Here is a 23114-nt window from a genome sequence, read left to right on the forward strand (position 1 = left end):
GGTTTTTTGTTTCTTTGCATTAAAATATACAATATGAATTACCTATCAGTTGAAGGCATTGCAAAAGCATATGGAGAAAAAGTGTTATTTGAAGACATTTCTTTCGGAATTAATAAAGATCAAAAAATAGCTTTTGTTGCTAAAAATGGTAGCGGTAAAACGTCTATTTTAAATATTGTAGCAGGAGTTGACACCGCTGATACTGGACAAGTTGTTAGCCGAAAAGATATTGACATTGCTTATTTATCTCAAGCCGATAATTTAAACCCTGATTTTACTATTGAAGAAACTATTTTTTCAACCGATAATAAAGTTTTATCAGTAATTAAACAATATGAAAAAGCGGTACAAAATCCTGACAATGTAGATGCTTTTCAAGAAGCTTTTGAATTAATGGAGCAGCACAATGCGTGGGATTTTGAAACGCAATACACACAAATTTTATCAAAATTAAAATTAGATAACTTACAATTAAAAGTAGGAAAGTTATCTGGAGGGCAAAAAAAGCGTTTGGCATTGGCAATCGTACTAATCAAAAAACCCGATTTATTAATTTTAGATGAGCCAACAAATCATTTAGATTTAGAAATGATTGAATGGTTAGAAGCTTTTTTCGCCAAAGAAAAAATTACCTTATTTATGGTTACACACGACCGTTATTTTTTAGAACGTGTGTGTAATGAAATTATCGAATTAGATAACGGAAAATTATATAAATACAAAGGAAATTACTCGTATTATTTACAAAATAAAGAAGAACGTTTAGCCCTTGAAGCAACTAATTTAGGGAAGGCAAAAAGTTTATTCAAAAAAGAATTAGATTGGATGCGTCGTCAACCAAAGGCACGTACTACAAAATCGAAATCTCGTACCGATGATTTTTATGAAATCAAAGAAAAAGCACACAAACGACGTAACGAACACGAAGTTCAGTTAGAAATTAATATGGAACGCTTAGGAAGTAAAATTTTAGAGCTTCATAAAATGCACAAATCCTTTGATGATAAAGTAATTTTAAACGGTTTCGATTATGTTTTTAAACGTGGTGAACGCATCGGAATTATCGGTAAAAATGGTACAGGAAAATCATCTTTTTTAAATATGCTTACTGGCGGAATTGAATTAGATGGTGGAAAAGTGACTATTGGTGAAACCGTTAAATTTGGATATTATACCCAAAACGGAATTGTTATAAAACCAGGGCAAAAAGTAATTGACGTTGTTAAAGAATTTGGAGAATATATTCCGTTATCAAAAGGACGTAAAATATCTGCAGGTCAATTATTAGAACGCTTTCTTTTTGATAGAAAAAAACAACACGATTTTGTAGAAAAATTGAGTGGTGGAGAACAAAAGCGATTGTATTTATGTGCAATTTTAATTCAGAACCCAAACTTTTTAATTTTAGATGAACCTACCAACGATTTAGATGTTGTTACCTTAAATGTATTAGAAAATTTCTTGTTAGATTATCCAGGTAATTTAATGGTAGTTTCTCACGACCGTTACTTTATGGATAAAATTGTAGATAACTTATTTGTATTTAGAGGCGAAGGAGTTATTGATAATTTCCCTGGTAATTATTCTGATTTTAGAGCTTATGAAGATTCTAAAGTAAAAGAAGCTAGAGAGGTAAAAAATGATGTGAAAAAAGTAGTTGCAACTTCCGCTAAAACAACTAAAAAAGCAGTATTAAGTTTTGATGAAAAACGAGAATGGGGGTTGTTAGAAAAAGATATTGAAAAACTTCAGAAAAAGAAACAAGTTATTGAAACAAAGTTTATGAACGTAGAATTTTCTACAGATGAAATTAACGATAAATCAAAAGAACTTCAAGAAATTATAGAGACTCTAGAAACTAAAGAAGAACGTTGGTTTGAGCTTTCAATGAAAATGGAAGGGGAATAATTTTAAAAGAATAGTTGTTTAGAAACAGTAAAAAACCACGTTTAAAAATATTTTAAACGTGGTTTTTAGTTAATTTATTAGATACTTTACACTTTTATAATATCCGATTTTTCAAGTAAAGGTTTATTTAAAAAACGCAAAATAAGTTGAGCTACTGCAACAGTATCACGTTCACAATATTCAACAATGCGAGGCATATTTTTTTCTTGATAATACACTTGGGCTACTTCACTGCCGTCAATATCTTGCTTTGGCGAAGGAATATCTAAAATAGCAGTTAATAATTTTAAGGAAGTATAATGTTTATAATCGCCAAATTTCCATAATTCTAAGGTGTCTAAATGTGGTATTTCCCATGGCTTTTTTCCAAATAAATTTAGTTTTTTAGGCAAGTCAATTCGGTTTATAATCATGCGACGAGCAATGTACGGAAAGTCAAACTCTTTTCCATTATGAGCACATAATAGATATTTATCTTGGCTAAAATGCGTGTCTAATAAATTTTTAAAATCAGTTAAAATACGAGCTTCATCATCCCCAGAAAAAGAGGTGATTCTAAGCTGGTTTTCGGAAGTTTTATTGGTTAAATACCCTACGGAAATACAAATTATTTTACCAAATTCAGCCCAAATTCCTGCTTTGTGATAAAAATCTTTGGCATCAATACCATCATCTTTTCGTTTATAATCGGTTTTTAAAGCGTAAAGTTCTTGTTTTTCTTCGGATAAATCAGAAAAAAATTCAGTTTCAGGAACAGTTTCAATATCTAAAAATAAGATGTTTTGTAAGGCTATTTTATGTAACATTTTTTTCGATTAAAAGCGAGCGTTATTTTTGGTTAAAACGAGTTTGATAAAGATACAAAAAACAGCTAAGTAAATAAAAATAGTGTAATTAAGACAATGAATAACATTTAAGCAAATGTTTATGAATAATTAAATGAACGTTAAGTTAAAGAACAAGAGGGATGATTTATAATTTTATCGTTACTTTTGGATAACATAATATAAAATGACCTATGAACACGAATGATGTTAAAATTTTACTAGTTGATGATGAACCAGATATCTTAGAAATAGTAGGATATAACTTAAAATCAGAAGGCTATCAGGTTTTTACAGCCAACAACGGTGCGGAAGCAGTAAAATTAGCAAAAAAAGTAACTCCGCATTTAATATTATTAGATATTATGATGCCTCAAATGGACGGTATTGAAGCCTGTGAAAAAATCAGAAATATTAAATCGTTAGAAAACGTAATTATTTCTTTTTTAACCGCTAGAGGTGAAGACTATTCGCAAATGGCTGGTTTTGATGCTGGTGCCGATGACTATATTACAAAACCTGTAAAGCCAAAAGTTTTAGTAAGTAAAATAAAGTCGTTATTAAGACGCTTAAAAACCGAAGATAAAACCGATACAACAACAACACTAGGTGATATTATTATCAACAGAGATGAATATGTTGTATTAAAAGGCGATAAAAAAATAGCTTTACCAAGAAAAGAATTTGAATTGTTATCATTATTAACATCAAAACCAGGAAAGGTATTTAAAAGAGAGGTAATTTTAGATAGTGTTTGGGGAAATGAAGTAGTTGTAGGAGGAAGAACTATTGATGTTCATATTCGTAAGCTTCGAGAAAAAATAGGAGATGATTTTTTCAAAACTGTAAAAGGTGTTGGGTATAAATTTGTTTTAGAAGAAGATAAATAAATAAAAATAAAACTTAATAACTATATAGATTGCTGAAAGGCAATCTATTTTTTTATCATGAAAAAAATTAAAAAAACATACCGTTATGCGCTTTGGTCAGCGTTTTATTCTACAACAATTTCATTGGTTATTGCTTTAGTTTCTTATTTTGTTTTAATAGATTCATTAGGTGTTTGGGCTGTTTTTATCTTTGGGGTTTTAATGTTTATGGTTTCTTTTTTTATCATTCAATATAGAGCCGAACATTTCATTTATCAACGTGTAAAAAAGTTATATGAAGATATTTCTATTTTAGATGTAAACGATTTAGAACGAAAAGAGGTAACCACCGATGTAGAAGCGTTAACCAAAAGTTTGCAAACTTATGTAGAAGATAGAAGTAAAGAAATTGTTGTTTTAACACAAAGAGATTCTTTTAGAAGAGATTTTTTAGGAAATGTAGCTCACGAATTAAAAACGCCACTTTTTACTATACAAGGCTATATTTTAACTCTAATTGAAGGCGCTGCCGAAGATGAAGAAATTCGTACTAAATATTTAGGAAGAGCCAATAAAGGTGTAGAAAGATTGACCTCGATTATTAAAGATTTAGATATGCTTGCTAAATTGGAAACCGAGGGTATGAAAATGGACATTCAAACTTTTAATATTATAGAGCTTATTCAAAATGTTTTTGATTTGTTTGAAATGAAAGCCAAAAAACGAAACATTACCTTATTATTTGATACTATTTATGAATTTCCTCGTTTTGTTAGGGGTGATGTTGAACGTATTGAACAGGTGTTAATTAACTTGGTTGTAAATTCGATTAAATATGGTAAAGTAGGCGGTGTTACTACGGCAAGTATTGAAAGTTATAACCCAAATAAATTTATCATTAAAATAATTGATAACGGCGAAGGAATAAAAGAAGACCATCTTTCTCGTTTATTCGAGCGTTTTTACAGAGTAGATCAAAGCCGTTCACGCGAGCAAGGAGGTTCAGGTTTGGGGCTTTCTATTGTAAAGCATATTATTGAAGCTCATGATGAAACTATTTTGCTAAAAAGTGAGTATGGTAAGGGTTCAGAATTTTCGTTTACCCTTGAAAAAGCCAATTAAAAAGTTATAATAGACTGTAATAAACAAGTACAAAAAAAAAGGAGCTGATTAAATCAACTCCTTTTTTAGTTTATAATAATTTCGATTATTTATATTAAATCAAAACCAATATCTTTTCTGTAATTCATTCCTTCAAAAGAAATTTTGTCAATGCTTTTATATGATTTATCAAGGGCTTCTTGAATAGAATTTCCAAAAGAAGTAACCGCCATAACTCTTCCTCCGTTTGAAACTACTTTACCATTTTTATCGGTTGTTCCTGCATGAAAAACAGTAGAATCTGTTGCCAATTCAAAACCTGTAATTTCTTTTCCTTTTTCGTAGGCTTCAGGATATCCGCCAGCAACTAACATTACTGTTGTTGCTGTTTGAGAGGTAACTTGGTATGATTTTTCATCCAAAGTTCTGTTTGCCACACCTTCGAATAAATCAACTAAATCAGATTCAATTCTTGGTAAAACAACCTCTGTTTCAGGATCGCCCATACGAACATTATATTCAACAACAGATGGGTTTCCGTTATCGTTCATTAGTCCGATAAAAATAAAACCACGGTAATCAATTCCATCTTTTTGTAAACCATCAATCGTTGGTTTTACTACTAAATCTTCTACTTTTTCAAGGAAATCATCCGTAGCAAAAGGAACAGGAGAAATAGCACCCATTCCACCAGTATTTAAACCAACATCGCCTTCGCCAATACGTTTGTAATCTTTTGCTGAAGGTAAAATTTTATAATTTTTTCCATCGGTTAAAACAAATACCGATAGTTCAATTCCTTTTAAAAACTCTTCAATAACAACAGTTGCCGAAGCTTCTCCGAATTTTTCGTTTGAAAGCATTTCTTTTAATTCTGATTTTGCCTCTGCTAAATCATTTAAAATTAAAACACCTTTACCACCGGCTAATCCATCAGCTTTTAAAACATACGGAGGCGCTAAGGTTTCTAAAAAAGCTTGTCCTTTTGCTAGTGTTTGGGCAGTAAATGATTCATACCTTGCGGTAGGAATATTGTGCTTAATCATAAATTGTTTCGAAAAATCTTTACTTCCTTCTAGTAAAGCACCATCTTTTTTAGGACCAATTATAGCAATGTCTTTTAATTGCTGATCAGCTAAAAAGAAATCGTGAATACCTGCTACTAAAGGCGCTTCAGGCCCTACAACAACCATATTAATTTGGTGTTGTAAAACTACTTCTTTTACTTGATTAAAATTGGTTGGGTTGATAGCAATATTTGTAGCTACAGCGCTTGTACCTGCGTTACCAGGAGCTACAAAAAGCTTTTTTGTTTTGGTACTTTCTGAAAGCTTTTTTGCAAAGGAATGCTCTCTTCCTCCTGATCCTAAAATTAAGATATTCATGGTATGTTGTGTTGTTGTGTTATCAATGCAAATATAAAATAACAAAAAAGGCTATTTAAAAAAATAGCCTTTTTTGTTGAAATAATTATTAAAATATCTGTTCTAGTATTTTTTGTGTAATGGCATAAGTTGGTGTAACGCCACTCATTCCTAAACCTCCAGAGGCAAGAGTTGCTCCTGTTTCTAGTGGGTTGTCAGATGCGTAATAAGCATATCGAACTTTTACATCTTCACGGATATTTCCTCTAATTTTAGAGGCCGATTGAATGGCTTTCTGATAATGTGCGCCTTCCATTTCTAAACCAATTACATTCCAGGTAGAATCATGGAAAAATTCAAGTAAATCTTTATTTTGTAAAGAGGTTCCTAGTACACTAACCATCGTTCCTTCAAAAACATTTACGCCAAAGCCTTCTAAATCTTCTTTAGTTAATTCATTTTCAAAAGGATAATTATCGGCAGTACCTTCAAAAATATGTGCCGAAGGAATCATAATATCACCTTTTCCTCCTTCTAAAATTCCTGCTTTCCCCATAATAGAAACCGAATCAACATTTAAATGAACTGTTTTTTCAGCGGTTTTATAAGGTTTTAGTAATTCATCCATTGTTTCAAAAGCTTGTTCACCAAAAGCATAATCCATTACAATAATAACAGGTTTTTGCTCGGCAGAATTTACTTTCTTAAAAGAAGTTGTTTTAATATCTATTTTTTCAGTATCAATAATTTGAACATTGATATTTGTTCCTGAAGTATCTTTTAAATAAATTAATCCATTTTTAGACGCATAGTTTTTAACAGTTTTTTGTAAAGACTCACTGTTAGAATTACTCAATACTTCAAAAATTTCAAAACCTTTGTGTTTTTTAAATTCTTGAGGCAAGGCACTTTTAGCATAAATGCTATTCATAACACTGTGCATATTTGCACTAATAATATGAATAGGACGCTCTAATAAATTGTTGTCAAGTAATGTTTTTTTAATGCTATTTGCCCAAATTTCACCATAAAAATGATGCCCAATTTCTTCAATTAGAGCGGTACTAAATTTTACAGAACGTTTTTGTTCGTTTGCAGTTTCGTTAATAGCTAATTTACCTAACCAGTAAATTAAATGGAAAAATCTGTTTGGTTTTTCTTCGGATGCAAAGGTATTATAGGCTTCGTAAACCTCATCGTAAGTTCGTCCTAGAATGTTTCCAAGATGTACCACAATTACGTCTTTTTCTTGGTCTGAAAGCGTTTTGTTATAAAGAACAACATCTTCTAAAAGAAGCCATTCTCTAATAAAACCATCTTCGTTATCAGAAATAACACGGTCTTTTATTTTGTGAGATTCAATAAATAAAAAGGTAATATGAGTAAGAATATCGTAAATTTCAGAACGCCCACGTGTAATTTCGATATTCATTTGATCTTTATCAATACGGTAACAATTTCTTCTTCTTTTAGGAGGAATAATTGTTTCAAATTTTGAATTTCGATATCCTTCATCGGCAGTTAAATTGATAAACTGACACTCTTCAATACCTTCAGGTAATCGTTCAATAATGTAAACCAAACCATTTAATTCGGTTTTATCTTCGGCAATTGAACCATAAATTTCGGGTCTTAATTGCAGTAATGATTTACGCAATGTTTCTCCTGAAATTCCCATGGGTTTATAAAAACCACGACTAAATAAATGACGCATTGAAATGTATAATTTTTCAATAGCGTTGGTTGATTCTTGCGCTCTACTACGTTCTTTATGGTTGGGTTTTGACATTTTTTTTGGGTTCAAAGATACAAATATGTTAGAGATGTTATCTTGTTAAAATTTTGTTATACTTTTTTTGATTTTTTAATAGATGTACTGCTTTACTTATGGTTTTGTCATTTTGAAGCTGATGTGCAAATAGTCCTTGTTTATAAACGTATCTTTTTATAATTTGATTTTGTATTTCGGCACTTAAAAAAGCTTGGTTTAGGCTAATTTGATCAACTTTATCTGCCTTTAATTTGTTGATTATTTTTTGATATTCCGATACAATAGCATTGTTCTTTTTTACAGAAAGATAGGCTTTTTTAAATAATTTTTCTTGAGTTGTTACAAAGCTAGTATCGATTGTAAGTAAGTAATTTTTAAAATCATTAAAATTCTTAGCTTTAAAAAGAAAGTTATCTGTGTTTAGGTTGGGGTTTTTATGGGTGAAATCGGTAACAAAATTAAAAATAGCTTTTGATTTTAATAGCTTTTTTGTTTCTGTTGATTTTTTAGAAAACCCTATTTTTACATCAGGTGTTACGCCACCGCCATCATAAACTGTTCTTCCGTTTTTTGTTTTGAATGTACTTACAATTCCATCAGAAAATTTAGGAACTTTGCCTGTTTTAATATTTCTGTTACTATAATCTAATTCTTGAATACAACGTCCGCTAGGTGTATAATATTTTGAAATAGTGGCTTTCATTTGTGTGCCGTAATTTAGTTTAAAATAACGTTGCACTAAGCCTTTTCCGAAAGAACGTTCACCCATAATAACGGCACGGTCATAGTCTTGCAAAGCACCCGATACAATTTCAGAAGCCGAAGCCGAACGGTCGTTTATTAAAACAACAACAGGAATTTTAGTGTCTAAAGGTTCTCTTTTTGTTTTATAAACTCTAGTGTTTTTTTTAGTTTTTCCACGAGTATCGACAACTTTTAAACCTTTATCGATAAATAAATTGGTAATATTTACAGCATCGAATAATGAACCACCAGGGTTGTTACGCAAATCAAAAACCAAGTTTTTCATGCCTTTTTCCTTGAGCTCGTTGAAGGCTTTGGCAACTTGTTCGGTGGCTTTTTGACTGGTGAATTTTGTTAAAACAATATAGCCTGTTTGAGTATCAATCATTCGGTAAAACGGAACGGGGTTTACTGTAATTCTATCTAGTTTTAAGCTGATTTTTTTGGTGTTTCCGTTGCTGTTAACGCCTAAAGAAAGTGCTTTGTTAGGCGTTCCTTTTAGCATTTGTGCGTATTGGCTTTTGGCTATTTCTGTTAAATTTTGCCCGTTGATAGTTGTAATAATATCGCCTGCTTTTAGTCCTGATTTATCAGCAGGAAAACCTTTATAAACCTCCGATATAAGAATACCTTTTTTAGTGTAATAAACAGCAATACCAATGCCTCCGTATTCTCCTTCACGACCAATACGAGCGTCTTCAACATCTTGCTCGTTGTAAAAACGGGTGTAAGGATCTAAATTTTTAAGCGTATTTTTAATGGCTTTATCAGTCAATTCTCCAGGATTAATTTCATCAATATAATTGATGTTTAATTCCTTGAATAAATTGTTGTAAATTTCTATTTGTTTTGCAATTTCAAAAAATCGGGATTGAAACGAAAAAAAAATAGCAATAATTACAAGTAAACCAAAAAAAAGCGCTTTTTTATTCTTCATTTTTATGAGTTTCAGCGACAAATAGTGTTAATAATTTCTTCATTTTAACTTCCAAATCGGCATAAGTCCATTCGTCTCTTGCAATATAAGAAATCATAAATACATATGGCTTATTTACAGCATCATACACGGTGTATTTTTCTTTTCGATAGGTTTCGCGTAGTAAGCGTTTTATGCGGTTTCTGTCTACCGCACTTTTAAAGTTTCTTTTTGGAACAGAGACTCCTACCTGAACAGGGAATTTTGAAGTGTGTTCGGTTTGTATATATACCATTCGAAGTGGAAAAACTTTAACTGATTTCCCTTCTTCATAGAGCTTGCCTATTAGCTTTTTGCTCTTTAATCTTTCTTGTTGTCCTAGTGTAAATTTCATGTGCTACAAACATACATAAACCTACACAAAACAGCACAAATCTATTGTAAAAACCTTTTTTACGTATTTTTTAATTCTTGCTTTTAATTTTTTTATATTTATAGCTATAAAGTACTTTGTAAAGTTCAAAACTTTATAGTGATGCCTAGCCCCGATTGTAGCAATTGTTTGAGCTCCTTTTTTGATTTTTTTCAAAAAAGAGCGAGTGCGGAAAGCGGGAAATAGCTCCAAAAAAAAATCCTTTAAAAAAACCTTAAAACAACTGTATGAAACCTGATTTATTTCAAGCTCCTGATTATTATCAAACCGATGATTTATTAACTGATGAACATAAACTTATTCGTGAAACGGCTCGTAATTGGGTTAAAAAAAAGGTGTCGCCAATTATTGAAAATGCAGCGCAAGATGCTAAGTTTCCTAGCGAATTGATAAAGGGATTGGCCGATGTTGGTGCTTTTGGCTCATATATTCCTGAGCAATATGGCGGTGCTGGTTTAGACCAAATTTCCTACGGATTAATAATGCAAGAATTGGAGCGTGGCGATAGCGGTATTCGCTCAACTGCTTCGGTGCAATCGTCATTGGTAATGTTGCCTATTTATAAGTATGGAAATGAAACACAGCGACAAAAATATTTACCAAAATTAGCGTCGGGTGAGTGGATTGGAAGCTTTGGTTTAACCGAGCCAAACCACGGGTCTAATCCTAGTGGGATGGAAACGAAGTTTAAAGATATGGGAGATCATTATTTGTTAAATGGTGCAAAAATGTGGATTTCGAATGCGCCAATTTGTGATGTTGCCGTAGTTTGGGCTAAAAATGAACAAGGACGGGTTCATGGTTTACTTGTTGAAAGAGGTATGCAAGGTTTTTCGACTCCTGAAACTCATCATAAATGGTCGTTAAGAGCTTCGATTACTGGGGAGCTTATTTTTGATAATGTAAAAATTCCAAAAGAAAATATATTGCCTAATAAATCGGGTTTAGGAGCGCCTTTATTATGTTTAGATTCTGCTCGTTATGGAATTGCTTGGGGTGCAATTGGAGCGGCGATGGATTGTTATGATACCGCCTTGCGATATGCAAAAGAGCGTACACAATTTGGTAAACCGATTGGGCAGTTTCAGTTACAGCAAAAAAAATTAGCCGAAATGATTACCGAAATTACCAAAGCGCAGTTATTAACATGGCGATTGGGGGTGTTGAAAAATGAAAATCGGGCAACGTCGGCGCAAATATCAATGGCGAAAAGAAATAATGTGGAAATGGCAATAAAAATAGCTAGAGAGGCACGACAAATTTTAGGTGCTATGGGAATATCGGGCGAATATTCGATTATGAGACATGCAATGAATTTAGAAAGTGTAATTACCTACGAAGGAACACATGATGTGCATTTGTTAATTACAGGCTTGGATATTACTGGTTTAAATGCTTTTAAATAAGAAGAAATACGCTAAAAATTAAGCCCCCCAGCTTACATTGTAGTTATTTCTTCTTATAATAAAGCACACTAAATGAACTGTTTTAAAAAAAGAAGAAGTACTATACACGTTAAACCACCAACATATATATAGCGAGCTTCTTCTTAAAATCAACTATTAAAAATTTAAATACAATTTCTTATTCCTTTTTCTTGCCTGTACCTATAAGTATTAAAAGAGTGGCTACTAAACCTACACAAACAAGTGCAAAAAACCCTATTATAACGGTACCGTATGTCCAAGAAACTAAAGGTAAATTAATCAATTGTATCATAATCACTTACTTTTTTGCGACAAAAATAGCTCTACTGTTTTGTTTAAAATATGACATTTATCATGTTTTTAATAAGAACTAAGAAAGGTTGTTTTTTATAGAATGAAAAAACACTAGGAAGTTTTGCCTTTTTAAGTATTCGTATGAGTTATATCTATGAAAAAGAGAGAAAATTAATCTTCTTTTTTCATTAGTCCTGTGTTGTTCACTTTTTTTGTGTTTGTTACAAAGTTTTTTTATCGACAATTATTTTTAATAAGTCTAAATAATTATTAAATTAGCACTGAAATTAACATTAGAAACAGTAAACCACCCGTATTATGAAAAATTTATTAGTATTAATTTTGACTGTTTCTTTGTCAATAAATATATGTGCTCAAAAGGTGTGTGAATCTTCAAAAGAAATTGTGGAAGATTTAAATAGTATTAGCATTGCTAAATGTGATATAAAAAAAACGAAAAAGAATCAAGTTAAAAAAAACAGAGAAATTCCTGTTAGTAGAAGAAGTTTAAAAAAACGAAAAATAACCAAGGGAGTAGGAGCAGGTATTGCTAAAATTCATATTACTCCTCAAAATGAAAATAAAAAATTAGCGCTTGAAAAAGAACCTTCTTTAGAGCAAAATATAATTAAAATCACCAATAAACTATCAAAAGAAGAGTTAGATATAGCGGTTAAATTTAATAAGGCAGATAAAATTCCACTATTTAATGCTTGTAAAAATGTACGTAAAACAAGACGTGCTTTTTGTTTTAATAAAAATATGGTAAATCATATTTCGACACATTTTAAGTATCCAACCGATGCTATTCGAAAATCAATACAAGGAAGTATTTGGGTAAGTTTTATTATTGATAAAAATGGTGAGGTAAAAAATATTAAAACACTTGTACCTAAAAATGGGACTTTATTACATAAAGAAGCGCTTAGGGTTGTAGCTAAATTACCGCAATTTATTCCTGGAAAAAAACAGGGTAAACGTATTTCTGTAAAGTATGGTTTTCCAATTTCATTGGCGTTAGAATAATTAACTCGTAATTATAAACCAAGTAAAAAATTAAAAACAATATAACATGTTAAAAAAAATACTGTTCTTTTTTTTGATGATTTTTAGTGTTGCTTTATCGGCACAAATTAATTTAAAAGGAAAGGTTTATGATGAGTATTTAGATCCTTTACCTAATGTAAGCATCAGATCGTTAGAAAGTATTGCAGCTACAACTTCGACTATTTCTGGAAATTTTACTTTAATAATAGCCCGAAAACTTCCATGTATTATTCAAGTTTCTACTACTGGGTATAAAAAAGAAGTGATTCAAATTAAAAGCTTAGATCAAGAATTGAATATTGTTTTAAAAGAGCTTAAATAGTAGTAGTTTTCTCTTTTCTATATATTTTATTCTTCATAAAAAAACTGATCATTTTTATCTTTTTTAAGAAAAATAACCTATTGATTAACAATATATTGAAAATCAATAGGCTTTAAATATGTACTCGAGGCGGGAATCGAACCCGCACGACCTAAGTCACTGGATTTTGAATCCAGCGCGTCTACCAATTCCGCCACTCGAGCATTGTATTGGTGCTGCAAATTTATATATTTTTTTTTAATTAAATTCACTTAAAATAACTTTTAAAGTATTAAAATAGTTTTACTTTTGCGGTAACAACAACATTAACTTTTAACAAAACCTTGTAAATGCCTAAAGATCAATTAATGCCAAAAATTTTTGCATGTTCTCAAAGTACTGAACTTGCAGAAAAAATTGCTAAAGAATACGGAATACCACTAGGAGACGTAACAACTACACATTTTAGTGATGGTGAATTTCAACCAGCGTTTGAAGAATCTATTCGAGGAAGAAGAATCTTTTTAATTGGGTCTACTTTTCCATCAACAGATAATTTAATGGAAATGTTATTAATGTGTGATGCTGCGAAACGTGCTTCTGCAAGACATATTACAGCTGTTATGCCTTATTTTGGATGGGCACGTCAAGACAGAAAAGACAAACCTCGTGTAGCTATTGGTGCTAAATTAGTGGCAAAATTATTAGAATCAGCAGGGGCAACTAGAATTATGACTATGGATTTACATGCTGATCAAATTCAAGGTTTTTTTGAAAAACCAGTAGATCATTTATTTGGTTCTACTATTTTCTTGCCATATGTAGAAAGCTTAAGATTAGACAATCTTACTATTGCTTCACCTGATATGGGTGGTTCAAAAAGAGCATATGCTTATTCTAAATTTTTAGAAAGTGATGTAGTAATTTGTTATAAACAACGTCAAAAAGCTAATGTAATTTCTCATATGGAGTTAATTGGTGATGTAAAAGGTAAAAATGTGATTCTTGTAGATGATATGATTGATACAGGAGGAACACTAACAAAAGCTGCCGATTTAATGATGGAAAGAGGTGCTTTAAGTGTACGTGCAATTTGTACACACCCTATTCTTTCTGGTGATGCTTATGAAAGAATTCAGAACTCTAAACTAACAGAATTAATTGTTTCAAACACTATTCCGTTAAAGAAGAGTGTGTCTAAAATAAAAGTTGTAAATTGCGCTCCCTTATTTGCTGATGTAATGCGTAAAGTTCATGACAATGTATCAATTAGCGATGAGTTTTTAATGTAAATAAATTAAATAAATAAATAAAGTAATGAAATCAATTACAATCAACGGATCAAAAAGAGAAAGCGTAGGTAAAAGAGCAACTAAAGACCTACGTAATGCTGGAAAGGTTCCTTGCGTATTATACGGAGGAGAAGAACTTGTTCATTTTTCAGCAGCTGAAAAATTATTCAAGCCTTTAGTATTTACTCCTGATGTATTTACTGCTACGATTGAATTAGATGGTACAAAATACAGTGCTGTTTTACAAGATATCCAATTTCACCCAGTAACAGATGCTATTTTACACGTAGATTTTTATCAAATTTTTGATGATAAAGAACTTACTATGGATATTCCTGTACGTTTAGTAGGTACTGCTAAAGGTATTATGTTAGGTGGTGCTTTACGTCATAACTTACGTAAGTTAAAAGTAAAAGGTTTACCTGGTAATTTACCTGACTTTATTGAAGCTGATATTACTGAATTAGCTATTGGTAATAAATTATATGTTACTGAGTTAAGAAATGATAAATATGCTTTATTACACCCAGATAACACTGTGGTAGCTCAAGTACGTATGTCTCGTAATGCAGCTAAAGCAGCAGCAGCAGAAGAAGAAGCTTAAAAAAAGCTATTATAGTTTTACTATAAATAAAAAAAGCGTTACATTATATGTAACGCTTTTTCTATTTTTGGAATTTAATTTTAATATTTTTTAGAAACAATCTTGATGAAAAAATTTTTAATCGTAGGCTTAGGAAATATCGGTGAACAATATAATAATACACGTCATAATATTGGTTTTAAAATAGTAGATGCTTTTGTAAAAGAACATAATGCTAGTTTTGAAACTGAAAAATTAGGAGATATCGCCAAGCTAAAAATCAAAGGAAAAACTGTTGTTGTTTTAAAACCAAGTACCTATATGAACTTGAGCGGAAAAGCCGTGATGTATTGGATGCAACAAGAAAATATTCAAGTTGAAAATATATTAGTTATTACTGATGATTTAAATATAGACTTTGGAAAAATACGCATAAAACCAAAAGGAAGTTCTGGTGGTCATAACGGTTTAAAAGATATTCAAGCTAAATTTAATACAGGTGCGTATCCTCGTTTTCGTTTTGGTGTTGGCGCAGATTATGGTAGAGGTCGTCAAGTTGATTATGTTTTAGGACAATGGAGCAAAGACGAAGAAAGTGAAATGATTGAACGAATTCCTACTTCAGTAAATGCTGTTACCTCTTTTATTTGTGCTGGAATGGCAAATACTATGAATGAATTTAACGGTAAATAAACATAGAATATATTATTTTCTAAGCTTATTTTTTAGCTTTATTTTTTAGCTTTATTTTTTTGATGAAAATTATTTGTAATTATTATAAATAAAGAGTTATTTTTTTTAAAAAATAGTATTATTTTAGAACCTTAAATACCTGACTATGAAAATACTATTACTAATCTCTTTTTTGTTTTTTTCAAATTGTTTTGATATCGGCTGTGTAGGAGGGGAGAGTTTTAAATCATCTTACGAACCTGTAATTATCAAAAGAGCCGATTTAAATGCTTCTATAGCTTTTCAAGATACAGAGGTAATGAGCGAATCGTCTAAAATTTATATTTTTAACGATTATATTTTTATCAACGATAAAAGAAAAGGCTTTCATATTTTTGATAATTCCGACCCTAAAAATCCTGTAAAGAAGAAATTCTTAAAAATGCCAGGGGCAACGGATGTTGCCATTCGAGATAATGTTTTTTTTATCAATCAAGCGACTGATTTAGTATCGTTAAGCATCGATTTGAACACTTTTAATTTCAAAATTAATAAACGATTAGAAAATGTTTTTCCGAAATTAGAATCGCCAGATGGTTTTTATGAATCGGTTAAAAATGAAGAAGTTATTGTTAATTGGACACAAAAATAAAGGCGATGAAAAAGATATATACACTACTAATTATAGCTATTTTAACGCTTACAATTTCTTGCAGTCAAGATTCGAGTAATAACGATGTTTCAAGTAATTCGTCAGGTGATGGAACGGGTGGTTCTTTAGCTACTTTTATTTTAAAAGATGCTTATTTATACACCGTTGATTTTTATAAATTAACTGTTTTTAATATTTCAGATACTCAAAATCCTGTAAAAGTAAACACTATTGATGTTGGTTTTAATATTGAAACCTTATTTAGTTTTGATAATTATTTATTTATAGGCTCACAAAATGCGATGTTTATTTATGATATTACCAACAAAGAATTGCCTAAAAAATTAGCACAATCTAATCATTTTACTTCCTGTGACCCTGTGGTTGCCAACGGCACAAATGCCTATGTAACTTTACATAGTAATTCGGGGTGTCAGGGAACGGTAAATGAATTAAAAACCTACGATATTACCGATATAAAAAATCCAATATTATTAAATAATAGAGGTTTAACTCAACCTAAAGGATTAAGTTTATATGGAAATAATTACTTATTAGTTTGTGATGATACGGTTAAAATTTTCGATATATCAAACCCAAAAAATTCAAAATATATTAATGAAATTCCGACAAAAAATGCCTTGGATATTATCATAAGAGATAATCATGCGTTTATTATTTCTGACAATAGCATTGACCAATATGAATTAGATGCCACGAATATTGAAAGTTTTATTAAAATAAGTACTTTTAATTTTTAACAAAAAAAGCCCTAAGATTTAAAATTTTAGGGCTTTTTTTATATTTCAATCTAAATTTTGTTAATGCTTACTATTGATTATCACTTGCAAACCATTCTGCGAAACTGCTGTCAGTTTCTTGTAATTTTATTGCGTGAAGCTTAATATTTTCAGGAAGTCTATCTTTAATTTTTTTAGCAAAATCAATCGCCATCATTTCACTTGTTGGCTGATAATCAACTAAAATAACATGATGTCCTCTATCTTTTAACTCTTTGGCTAATTCAATATGAGGCGTATTTTGATTAAAAACAGTTGCGTGGTCAAAAATATCAACAATTTCTTCTTTGACAATTTTCTTTAAATCACCAAAATCGATGACCATACCAAATTTTACATTGGTAGTATCCATAATTGGCTGTCCCATTACGGTTACAAAAAGCTTATAACTATGCCCGTGAACGTTTTTACATTTTCCATCATAACCATACAACGCATGCCCTGTTTCAAAAGTAAACTGTTTTGTAATTCTTATATTATTCACTATCTCTTAAATTTTTTGTTTGCTCTGTATTTATTGTAAAAATACACAATTGCTACGCCTGCTGCTAAAATGGCAAATAAATAATCTCCACCCATAATTTTATTTTTTATTTGCCGAAAGTACGAATTTGTTTGGCAACTTTTGTTAAAATCCATACGAAAACTACTGAAAACAATACTCCTACTAGTAAAAACACTATTTGATTCTCAAGTATCCACCTTGCAATTTCCTGTCCTGTTGTTTTATTTTGAATATTTTTTATCTCTTGAAATAAAAACATTTTTTATTTTTTAAATTTTGATAAAGCTTTTTTAGTTGCTTCGGATAAAACCAATTTCCCTGATATTTGGGCATTTTCTATTAATAATTCTTGCCAATGTTCTGTACCAATCCACAAGGTTTTTTTCATTTCTGATAAAGCTTCATAATTATAAGATGCTAATTTTTCAGTAAAAATTTCAACTTCTTTATCTAAATCTTCTATCGATTCAAAAACACGAGCATATAATCCTTTATCTTTTGCCCAATACGCATTTTTCCAACTAGTAGCATCTAAAGTTAATTCAGCTAAACCGCTTACATTAATCTTACGAGAAACCGCAGGAGCAATAACAAAAGGACCAATTCCGATACTTAATTCTGATAATTTAATACTAGCACTTTCAGTAGCAAAAACATAGTCACAAGCTGAAGCTAAACCAACACCTCCGCCAACGGTTTTACCTTGTACACGTCCAATAATTAATTTTGAACAACAGCGCATTGCATTTATTACATTGGCAAATCCTGAGAAAAATTGTTTACCAGACTCTAAACTATCAATAGCAACCAATTCATCAAAAGAAGCACCAGCACAAAAAGCTTTATTTCCTTCGGATTTTAAAATGATAATTGCCACTTCATCATTATTTGATAAAGTATTAAATTCATTCGCTAAACGTGCTAATAATTCACCTGGAAATGAATTACTTGCAGGATGTCCAAATTCAATAGTTGCTATTTTTTTATCAATATGAGTATATAAACTTCCGTTTTCTCTTGTTGTTGTCATGCTTAATATTTTATTCTCAAATTTACTCATTTTGAGAGTGTGATAAAAAAGTATTTCTAAATTTAAGAATTAAAGGAAGTGCACGTGCAATTATCCATGCATAAAAAGCAATCCAAATAGCGTGTAATTTATAATCTAAAAAATCAAAAAATAATAAAATAGGTATAAAAATAACCGCTGTTGATATCAATAATAAATTTCGTAGATACTTCATTTTCCCCATTCCTTTAAACATTCCATCATAAATAAAAGCGATAGCACAAATAGGTTGCATTATTAAAATAATCCAAAAAGTATTATAAAAATGTTCTAATACGGCTTGTTCTTGTGTAAAAATTCTTCCTATAAAATCATAAAAAACAAACCCAATAATTGCTAAAAAAACACCAAAGACAAATCCATAAAGAAGCAAATTATTCCCTAATTTAAGTAATGATTGATAAGCTTTTGCTCCTAATAATTTTCCTGATAAAATATTTCCTGCAGATGAATATCCATCAATCATAAAAGCACCCATTAGCCATATATTAAAACCGATGGTGTAGGCTGCAATGTATTCTTTTCCATAAGAAACGGCATAAGAAGTAGCAAAATATAAAGCTAGATTTAAAGCAATAGTTCGCACAAATAAGTTTAACATCATATTGATAAACTTCGGAATTTCTTTATTAAAAGGAAGCTCAAATTTTAAAGATATTTCTGTTTTAGTTAACAGTAAATACACGGAAACAAGCGCCATAACTATTTGTGCAATTACACTTGCATACCCAGCACCTGAAATGTTCATTGCAGGAATATACCCTTCAATTCCGTACACAAAAACAACATCTAGTAGAATATTTACAACTGTACCAATTATGGCAATTATCATCGGGTACAACGTGTTTTGCAAACCTCTAAATGTTCCAAAAATAGCAATTACAAATAATGTAAACGGAAAGCCAAAAACACGTATTTTATAATATTCAATCGAATAATCTAAAATAGCATCAGAAGCATTATAAAACTGAAATATTTCTTTAGCAAACGGATACGTAACACCTAAAATAACCAAACTTGTTACTAAAATAATAGCGATAGCTTGAGCAGGTAAATTTTTTACTTCGGATAATTTATCAGCACCAATATATTGTGAAATAATTGACGAAATACTACTACGTGCTTGCCCAAAAACCCAAATTAACATCGATAAAAAAGCACCTACAATTCCAATAGCGGCAATACTTTCAGTTGCATTATGATTGATATTTCCTACAATAGCCAAATCGGTAGTTGATAATAAAGGTTCGGCAACTCCTGCAATTAAAGCAGGAAAAGCCAATTTATTTATCCTTTTAAAACTAATGTCTTGTTGCATTAAAAAAATTATTTTTTAATAAGCATTCGCTTAATTTCGTTCAACTTCATTAAAGCTTCAATTGGCGTAAGTGTATCAATATTTGTGGCTAAAATTTCATCTCTAACATTCTCTAATAAAGGGTCATCTAATTGAAAAAAGCTCATTTGCATATCTTCTTTCTGTGTTTCTTTTAAAACCTCTTTAACTTCTTTTTGAGCGTTATTTTCTTCTAATTGTTTTAAAATTTTCTGAGCTCTATTAATTACCATAGCAGGCATTCCTGCTAATTTTGCTACATGAATTCCAAAACTATGATTACTTCCACCTTCCACTAATTTTCGTAAAAAAATAATACTATCTTTTAATTCTTTTACCGATACATTAAAGTTTTTAATACGCTTAAAACTGCTTGTCATTTCATTTAATTCATGATAATGCGTAGCAAATAATGTTTTTCCTTTCGATGGATGTTCGTGTAAATATTCGGCAATAGCCCAAGCAATTGAAATTCCATCATAAGTAGAAGTTCCACGCCCAATTTCATCTAATAACACCAAACTACGTTCTGATATATTATTTAAAATTGATGCTGTTTCATTCATTTCTACCATAAAAGTAGATTCTCCCATCGAAATATTATCGCTTGCCCCTACTCTGGTAAAAATTTTATCTACCATACCAATTCTGGCACTTTGTGCAGGAATATAACTTCCCATTTGAGCTAATAAAACGATTAAAGCCGTTTGACGTAATATTGCCGATTTACCCGACATATTTGGTCCAGTAATCATAATTATTTGTTGATTATCTCTATTTAAAACAACATCATTTGCAATATATTCTTCGCCAAGTGGAAGTTGTTTTTCTATTACAGGATGACGCCCATTTTTAATATCAATATCCGTAGTATTATCCATTTCTGGACGTACATAATTATTATCCATCGCCAATTTGGAAAATGATAATAACACATCTATTTTGGCAATATTTTGAGCATTTTCTTGTATCGGCTTAACAAAACCAATAATAAATTGAACCAATTTTGCAAAAAGTTCAGTTTCTATTTGTTGAATTTTTTCTTCTGCTCCTAAAATTTTTGTTTCGTATTCCTTTAGTTCTTCAGTAATATATCGTTCTGCATTTACAAGAGTTTGCTTACGAATCCATTCTTCAGGAACTTGGTCTTTAAATTTATTTCTAACTTCAATATAATATCCAAAAACGTTATTAAAAGCTATTTTTAAACTTGTAATTCCTGTTCTTTCTGTTTCACGAGCCAACATCATATCTAAATATTCTTTTCCAGAATTAGAAATATTACGAAGTTCATCTAATTCATCAGAAACACCACTTGCAATAGCATTTCCTTTATTGATGTTTACAGGCGCATCTTCTAAAACAGTTTCAATAATTTTAGCAATTAAAATTTCACAATCGTGTAATTTTTTTCCTATTTGTTTAACTGTTTTATTCGTACTTTTTTCTGCGGATGTTTTTATCGGAAGAATAGCTTTTAAGGAGTTTTTCAATAAAATAACTTCTCTAGGCGATACTTTTCCTGTGGCAACTTTTGATATTAATCGCTCTATATCAGAAATTTGTTTTAATTGATAGGTTACTGTTTCGAAAAAAGTTTCGTTATCAATTAAAAAAGCAACCAACTCATGACGTTCTTTTATTTGAGCTAAATCTTTTAAAGGTAAAGCCAACCAACGTTTTAATAATCTTCCGCCCATAGGCGAAATTGTTTTATCAATAACATTTAATAATGATACTGAATTTAACGAGTTTCCACCGTATAATTCTAAATTTTTAACGGTAAACCTATCCATCCAAACATAATTATCTTCCGCAATTCTGCTGATAGATTGAATATGTTCTATTTTATTATGTTGTGTTTCTGATAAATAATACATAGCCACACCACCAGCTACAATACCTTGTTTTAAATCTTCAACACCAAATCCTTTTAAATTATTAACTTTAAAATGATTTGTTAATAATTCATTTCCATATTCTTTTTGAAAAACCCAATCATCTAAATAAAAAGTATGAAAACGATTTGTAAAAAATTCTAGAAATTGCTGTTTATGCTTTTTTTCAACTAAAACTTCACTTGGCGAAAAGTTTTGTAAAAGTTTATCAATATATTCTTGATTTCCTTGAGCTATTAAAAACTCACCTGTAGAAACATCTAAAAAAGAAACTCCTATTATTTTTTTATTAAAATGTACAGCAGCTAAAAAATTATTAGATTTTGATTGTAAAACTTCATCATTTAAAGCCACACCTGGAGTTACCAATTCTGTAACACCACGTTTTACTATTTTTTTTGTCATTTTAGGGTCTTCTAACTGGTCGCAAATAGCAACTCGTAAACCCGATTTTACTAATTTAGGTAAATACGTATTTAATGAATGATGCGGAAAACCAGCTAAAGCAGTTTCACTTTCACTTCCTGCACCTCTTTTAGTTAAAATAATACCTAAAACATTAGATGCTTTTACGGCATCTTCACCAAAGGTTTCGTAAAAATCACCTACTCTAAAAAGTAACATTGCATCAGGATATTTGGCTTTAATTCCGTTGTACTGTTGCATTAATGGAGTTACCTTTTTTGCCTTTGTTTTTGCCAATTTTTTAGTTTTTTTAAATTAGTTTTGCGAAGATAAATATTCGATTTTAAAGTGAACATTTTTTATGAGAAAACTAAAAAATAGTGAGTTAGGTAGAATTACAGTTGACCAATTTAAAGAAACTAAAAAAACACCTATTATTGTAATCTTAGATAACATCAGAAGTTTAAATAATGTTGGTTCGGTTTTTAGAACTTCGGATGCTTTTTTAATTGAAAAAATATATTTGTGCGGAATTACTGCAATTCCTCCTAATAAAGAAATTCATAAAACTGCTTTAGGTGCTACCGAATCTGTTGCTTGGGAACATGTTGAAAATACTATTGAGTTAGTTGAGAAACTAAAAAAAGATAATGTTACTGTTTTATCTATCGAACAGGCTGAAAATAGCACGATGTTAAATGAGTTTATTCCAAAAGCAAATCAAAAATATGCGGTTGTTATGGGAAATGAAGTAAAAGGTGTGCAACAAGAAGTTGTTTCTGCTTCGGATTTTTGTATTGAAATTCCGCAATTAGGAACAAAACATTCTTTAAATATATCAGTTACAACAGGTATTGTAATTTGGGATTTATTTAGTAAGATGTCATAGTTTTTTTGAAAAAC

The 23114-nt window shown here is 30.5% G+C and carries 23 protein-coding genes and 1 tRNA gene; 12 read left to right on the forward strand and 12 right to left on the reverse strand.

Annotation, left to right across the window (positions count from 1 at the left end; all coding sequences use genetic code 11):
- Positions 1–33: 33 nt before the first annotated feature.
- The gene (locus tag ABNT14_RS00455; RefSeq protein ID WP_101903796.1) at positions 34–1908 is read left to right on the forward strand and encodes an ABC-F family ATP-binding cassette domain-containing protein; all 1875 of its coding nucleotides are present in this window, start codon (positions 34–36) and stop codon (positions 1906–1908) included.
- 86 nt (positions 1909–1994) lie between these two features.
- Here ABNT14_RS00455 and ABNT14_RS00460 read toward each other — a convergent pair whose 3' ends face one another.
- Positions 1995–2714 carry a 3'-5' exonuclease gene (locus tag ABNT14_RS00460; protein ID WP_101903795.1) on the reverse strand — a complete coding sequence of 240 codons (720 nt, stop codon included), beginning with the start codon at positions 2712–2714 and terminating at the stop codon, positions 1995–1997.
- Between the two features lie 212 nt (positions 2715–2926).
- On the opposite strand from ABNT14_RS00460, the gene ABNT14_RS00465 reads away from it, so the two are divergent.
- Together ABNT14_RS00465 and ABNT14_RS00470 are read left to right on the forward strand one after the other, a co-directional pair.
- Positions 2927–3622, forward strand: a complete 696-nt coding sequence (locus ABNT14_RS00465) for a response regulator transcription factor (protein WP_101903794.1) — start codon at positions 2927–2929, stop codon at positions 3620–3622.
- 57 nt (positions 3623–3679) lie between these two features.
- Positions 3680–4723 (forward strand): sensor histidine kinase, encoded by a 1044-nt coding sequence (locus ABNT14_RS00470; RefSeq protein WP_101903793.1) that lies wholly within the window; start codon positions 3680–3682, stop codon positions 4721–4723.
- A gap of 89 nt (positions 4724–4812) precedes the next feature.
- Here ABNT14_RS00470 and purD read toward each other — a convergent pair whose 3' ends face one another.
- The 4 genes from purD to rnpA all read right to left on the reverse strand — a co-directional run bounded on the left by purD (position 4813) and on the right by rnpA (position 9891).
- Entirely contained in the window at positions 4813–6087 is a 1275-nt protein-coding gene (purD, locus tag ABNT14_RS00475) for a phosphoribosylamine--glycine ligase (RefSeq protein WP_101903792.1), read from the reverse strand.
- 88 nt (positions 6088–6175) lie between these two features.
- Positions 6176–7855: a DUF6909 family protein gene (locus tag ABNT14_RS00480; RefSeq protein ID WP_101903791.1), complete on the reverse strand. Its 1680-nt coding sequence runs from the start codon at positions 7853–7855 to the stop codon at positions 6176–6178.
- A gap of 37 nt (positions 7856–7892) precedes the next feature.
- Positions 7893–9518, reverse strand: a complete 1626-nt coding sequence (locus ABNT14_RS00485) for a S41 family peptidase (protein WP_234985019.1) — start codon at positions 9516–9518, stop codon at positions 7893–7895.
- Positions 9508–9891 (reverse strand): ribonuclease P protein component, encoded by a 384-nt coding sequence (gene rnpA, locus ABNT14_RS00490; protein ID WP_058884051.1) that lies wholly within the window; start codon positions 9889–9891, stop codon positions 9508–9510. The genes ABNT14_RS00485 and rnpA overlap by 11 nt, the downstream gene beginning before the upstream one ends.
- Positions 9892–10157: 266 nt before the next feature.
- Here rnpA and ABNT14_RS00495 point away from each other — a divergent pair, with 266 nt between their 5' ends.
- Positions 10158–11336, forward strand: a complete 1179-nt coding sequence (locus ABNT14_RS00495) for an acyl-CoA dehydrogenase family protein (RefSeq protein ID WP_101902143.1) — start codon at positions 10158–10160, stop codon at positions 11334–11336.
- Between the two features lie 178 nt (positions 11337–11514).
- Here the strand turns inward: ABNT14_RS00495 and ABNT14_RS00500 are convergent, their stop codons facing one another.
- Complete coding sequence (locus tag ABNT14_RS00500) at positions 11515–11649, reverse strand: hypothetical protein (protein WP_256461449.1); 135 nt, start codon at positions 11647–11649, stop codon at positions 11515–11517.
- 320 nt (positions 11650–11969) lie between these two features.
- Here ABNT14_RS00500 and ABNT14_RS00505 point away from each other — a divergent pair, with 320 nt between their 5' ends.
- Together ABNT14_RS00505 and ABNT14_RS00510 are read left to right on the forward strand one after the other, a co-directional pair.
- On the forward strand, positions 11970–12677 hold the full coding sequence (locus ABNT14_RS00505) for an energy transducer TonB (protein WP_101902142.1): 708 nt from the start codon (positions 11970–11972) through the stop codon (positions 12675–12677).
- Positions 12678–12723: 46 nt separating this feature from the next.
- Complete coding sequence (locus tag ABNT14_RS00510; RefSeq protein WP_101902141.1) at positions 12724–13020, forward strand: carboxypeptidase-like regulatory domain-containing protein; 297 nt, start codon at positions 12724–12726, stop codon at positions 13018–13020.
- Positions 13021–13141: 121 nt separating this feature from the next.
- On the opposite strand, the gene ABNT14_RS00515 is transcribed toward ABNT14_RS00510, so the two are convergent.
- A tRNA-Leu gene (locus ABNT14_RS00515) sits at positions 13142–13223 on the reverse strand.
- A gap of 126 nt (positions 13224–13349) precedes the next feature.
- Between ABNT14_RS00515 and ABNT14_RS00520 the strand changes: the two genes are divergently transcribed.
- The 5 genes from ABNT14_RS00520 to ABNT14_RS00540 all read left to right on the forward strand — a co-directional run bounded on the left by ABNT14_RS00520 (position 13350) and on the right by ABNT14_RS00540 (position 16959).
- Positions 13350–14291: a ribose-phosphate pyrophosphokinase gene (locus ABNT14_RS00520; protein WP_101902140.1), complete on the forward strand. Its 942-nt coding sequence runs from the start codon at positions 13350–13352 to the stop codon at positions 14289–14291.
- Positions 14292–14316: 25 nt separating this feature from the next.
- On the forward strand, positions 14317–14895 hold the full coding sequence (locus ABNT14_RS00525; RefSeq protein WP_101902139.1) for a 50S ribosomal protein L25/general stress protein Ctc: 579 nt from the start codon (positions 14317–14319) through the stop codon (positions 14893–14895).
- A gap of 105 nt (positions 14896–15000) precedes the next feature.
- Positions 15001–15567, forward strand: coding sequence for an aminoacyl-tRNA hydrolase (gene pth / locus ABNT14_RS00530; protein ID WP_101902138.1), 567 nt, complete (start codon positions 15001–15003; stop codon positions 15565–15567).
- A gap of 145 nt (positions 15568–15712) precedes the next feature.
- Complete coding sequence (locus ABNT14_RS00535) at positions 15713–16198, forward strand: hypothetical protein (protein WP_101902137.1); 486 nt, start codon at positions 15713–15715, stop codon at positions 16196–16198.
- A gap of 5 nt (positions 16199–16203) precedes the next feature.
- Positions 16204–16959 carry a hypothetical protein gene (locus ABNT14_RS00540; protein WP_145993508.1) on the forward strand — a complete coding sequence of 252 codons (756 nt, stop codon included), beginning with the start codon at positions 16204–16206 and terminating at the stop codon, positions 16957–16959.
- A 70-nt stretch (positions 16960–17029) separates the two neighbouring features.
- Here ABNT14_RS00540 and ABNT14_RS00545 read toward each other — a convergent pair whose 3' ends face one another.
- From ABNT14_RS00545 to mutS, 5 genes are all read right to left on the reverse strand, one after another.
- Entirely contained in the window at positions 17030–17482 is a 453-nt protein-coding gene (locus tag ABNT14_RS00545) for a 6-pyruvoyl trahydropterin synthase family protein (protein ID WP_101902135.1), read from the reverse strand.
- A 106-nt stretch (positions 17483–17588) separates the two neighbouring features.
- On the reverse strand, positions 17589–17762 hold the full coding sequence (locus ABNT14_RS00550; protein ID WP_159459517.1) for a hypothetical protein: 174 nt from the start codon (positions 17760–17762) through the stop codon (positions 17589–17591).
- A gap of 3 nt (positions 17763–17765) precedes the next feature.
- Positions 17766–18533 carry an enoyl-CoA hydratase-related protein gene (locus ABNT14_RS00555; protein ID WP_101902148.1) on the reverse strand — a complete coding sequence of 256 codons (768 nt, stop codon included), beginning with the start codon at positions 18531–18533 and terminating at the stop codon, positions 17766–17768.
- Positions 18534–18555: 22 nt separating this feature from the next.
- Positions 18556–19890, reverse strand: a complete 1335-nt coding sequence (locus ABNT14_RS00560) for an MATE family efflux transporter (protein ID WP_101902134.1) — start codon at positions 19888–19890, stop codon at positions 18556–18558.
- Positions 19891–19898: 8 nt separating this feature from the next.
- Positions 19899–22508 carry a DNA mismatch repair protein MutS gene (gene mutS / locus ABNT14_RS00565; RefSeq protein WP_101902133.1) on the reverse strand — a complete coding sequence of 870 codons (2610 nt, stop codon included), beginning with the start codon at positions 22506–22508 and terminating at the stop codon, positions 19899–19901.
- A gap of 64 nt (positions 22509–22572) precedes the next feature.
- Here mutS and ABNT14_RS00570 point away from each other — a divergent pair, with 64 nt between their 5' ends.
- Positions 22573–23100: an RNA methyltransferase gene (locus ABNT14_RS00570; protein WP_101902132.1), complete on the forward strand. Its 528-nt coding sequence runs from the start codon at positions 22573–22575 to the stop codon at positions 23098–23100.
- Positions 23101–23114 lie beyond the last annotated feature (14 nt).

The sequence above is a fragment of the Tenacibaculum dicentrarchi genome, from assembly GCF_964036635.1.
Classification (GTDB): domain Bacteria; phylum Bacteroidota; class Bacteroidia; order Flavobacteriales; family Flavobacteriaceae; genus Polaribacter; species Polaribacter dicentrarchi.

What these genes read in the sequence shown, in the direction of transcription:
- ABNT14_RS00455 (WP_101903796.1), top strand. Translation starts at nt 34, where the DNA reads ATGAATTACCTATCAGTTGAAGGCATTGCAAAAGCATATGGAGAAAAA.
- ABNT14_RS00460 (WP_101903795.1), bottom strand. Translation starts at nt 2,714, where the DNA reads ATGTTACATAAAATAGCCTTACAAAACATCTTATTTTTAGATATTGAA.
- ABNT14_RS00465 (WP_101903794.1), top strand. Translation starts at nt 2,927, where the DNA reads ATGAACACGAATGATGTTAAAATTTTACTAGTTGATGATGAACCAGAT.
- ABNT14_RS00470 (WP_101903793.1), top strand. Translation starts at nt 3,680, where the DNA reads ATGAAAAAAATTAAAAAAACATACCGTTATGCGCTTTGGTCAGCGTTT.
- purD (WP_101903792.1), bottom strand. Translation starts at nt 6,087, where the DNA reads ATGAATATCTTAATTTTAGGATCAGGAGGAAGAGAGCATTCCTTTGCA.
- ABNT14_RS00480 (WP_101903791.1), bottom strand. Translation starts at nt 7,855, where the DNA reads ATGTCAAAACCCAACCATAAAGAACGTAGTAGAGCGCAAGAATCAACC.
- ABNT14_RS00485 (WP_234985019.1), bottom strand. Translation starts at nt 9,518, where the DNA reads ATGAAGAATAAAAAAGCGCTTTTTTTTGGTTTACTTGTAATTATTGCT.
- rnpA (WP_058884051.1), bottom strand. Translation starts at nt 9,891, where the DNA reads ATGAAATTTACACTAGGACAACAAGAAAGATTAAAGAGCAAAAAGCTA.
- ABNT14_RS00495 (WP_101902143.1), top strand. Translation starts at nt 10,158, where the DNA reads ATGAAACCTGATTTATTTCAAGCTCCTGATTATTATCAAACCGATGAT.
- ABNT14_RS00500 (WP_256461449.1), bottom strand. Translation starts at nt 11,649, where the DNA reads ATGATACAATTGATTAATTTACCTTTAGTTTCTTGGACATACGGTACC.
- ABNT14_RS00505 (WP_101902142.1), top strand. Translation starts at nt 11,970, where the DNA reads ATGAAAAATTTATTAGTATTAATTTTGACTGTTTCTTTGTCAATAAAT.
- ABNT14_RS00510 (WP_101902141.1), top strand. Translation starts at nt 12,724, where the DNA reads ATGTTAAAAAAAATACTGTTCTTTTTTTTGATGATTTTTAGTGTTGCT.
- ABNT14_RS00520 (WP_101902140.1), top strand. Translation starts at nt 13,350, where the DNA reads ATGCCTAAAGATCAATTAATGCCAAAAATTTTTGCATGTTCTCAAAGT.
- ABNT14_RS00525 (WP_101902139.1), top strand. Translation starts at nt 14,317, where the DNA reads ATGAAATCAATTACAATCAACGGATCAAAAAGAGAAAGCGTAGGTAAA.
- pth (WP_101902138.1), top strand. Translation starts at nt 15,001, where the DNA reads ATGAAAAAATTTTTAATCGTAGGCTTAGGAAATATCGGTGAACAATAT.
- ABNT14_RS00535 (WP_101902137.1), top strand. Translation starts at nt 15,713, where the DNA reads ATGAAAATACTATTACTAATCTCTTTTTTGTTTTTTTCAAATTGTTTT.
- ABNT14_RS00540 (WP_145993508.1), top strand. Translation starts at nt 16,204, where the DNA reads ATGAAAAAGATATATACACTACTAATTATAGCTATTTTAACGCTTACA.
- ABNT14_RS00550 (WP_159459517.1), bottom strand. Translation starts at nt 17,762, where the DNA reads ATGTTTTTATTTCAAGAGATAAAAAATATTCAAAATAAAACAACAGGA.
- ABNT14_RS00555 (WP_101902148.1), bottom strand. Translation starts at nt 18,533, where the DNA reads ATGACAACAACAAGAGAAAACGGAAGTTTATATACTCATATTGATAAA.
- ABNT14_RS00560 (WP_101902134.1), bottom strand. Translation starts at nt 19,890, where the DNA reads ATGCAACAAGACATTAGTTTTAAAAGGATAAATAAATTGGCTTTTCCT.
- ABNT14_RS00570 (WP_101902132.1), top strand. Translation starts at nt 22,573, where the DNA reads ATGAGAAAACTAAAAAATAGTGAGTTAGGTAGAATTACAGTTGACCAA.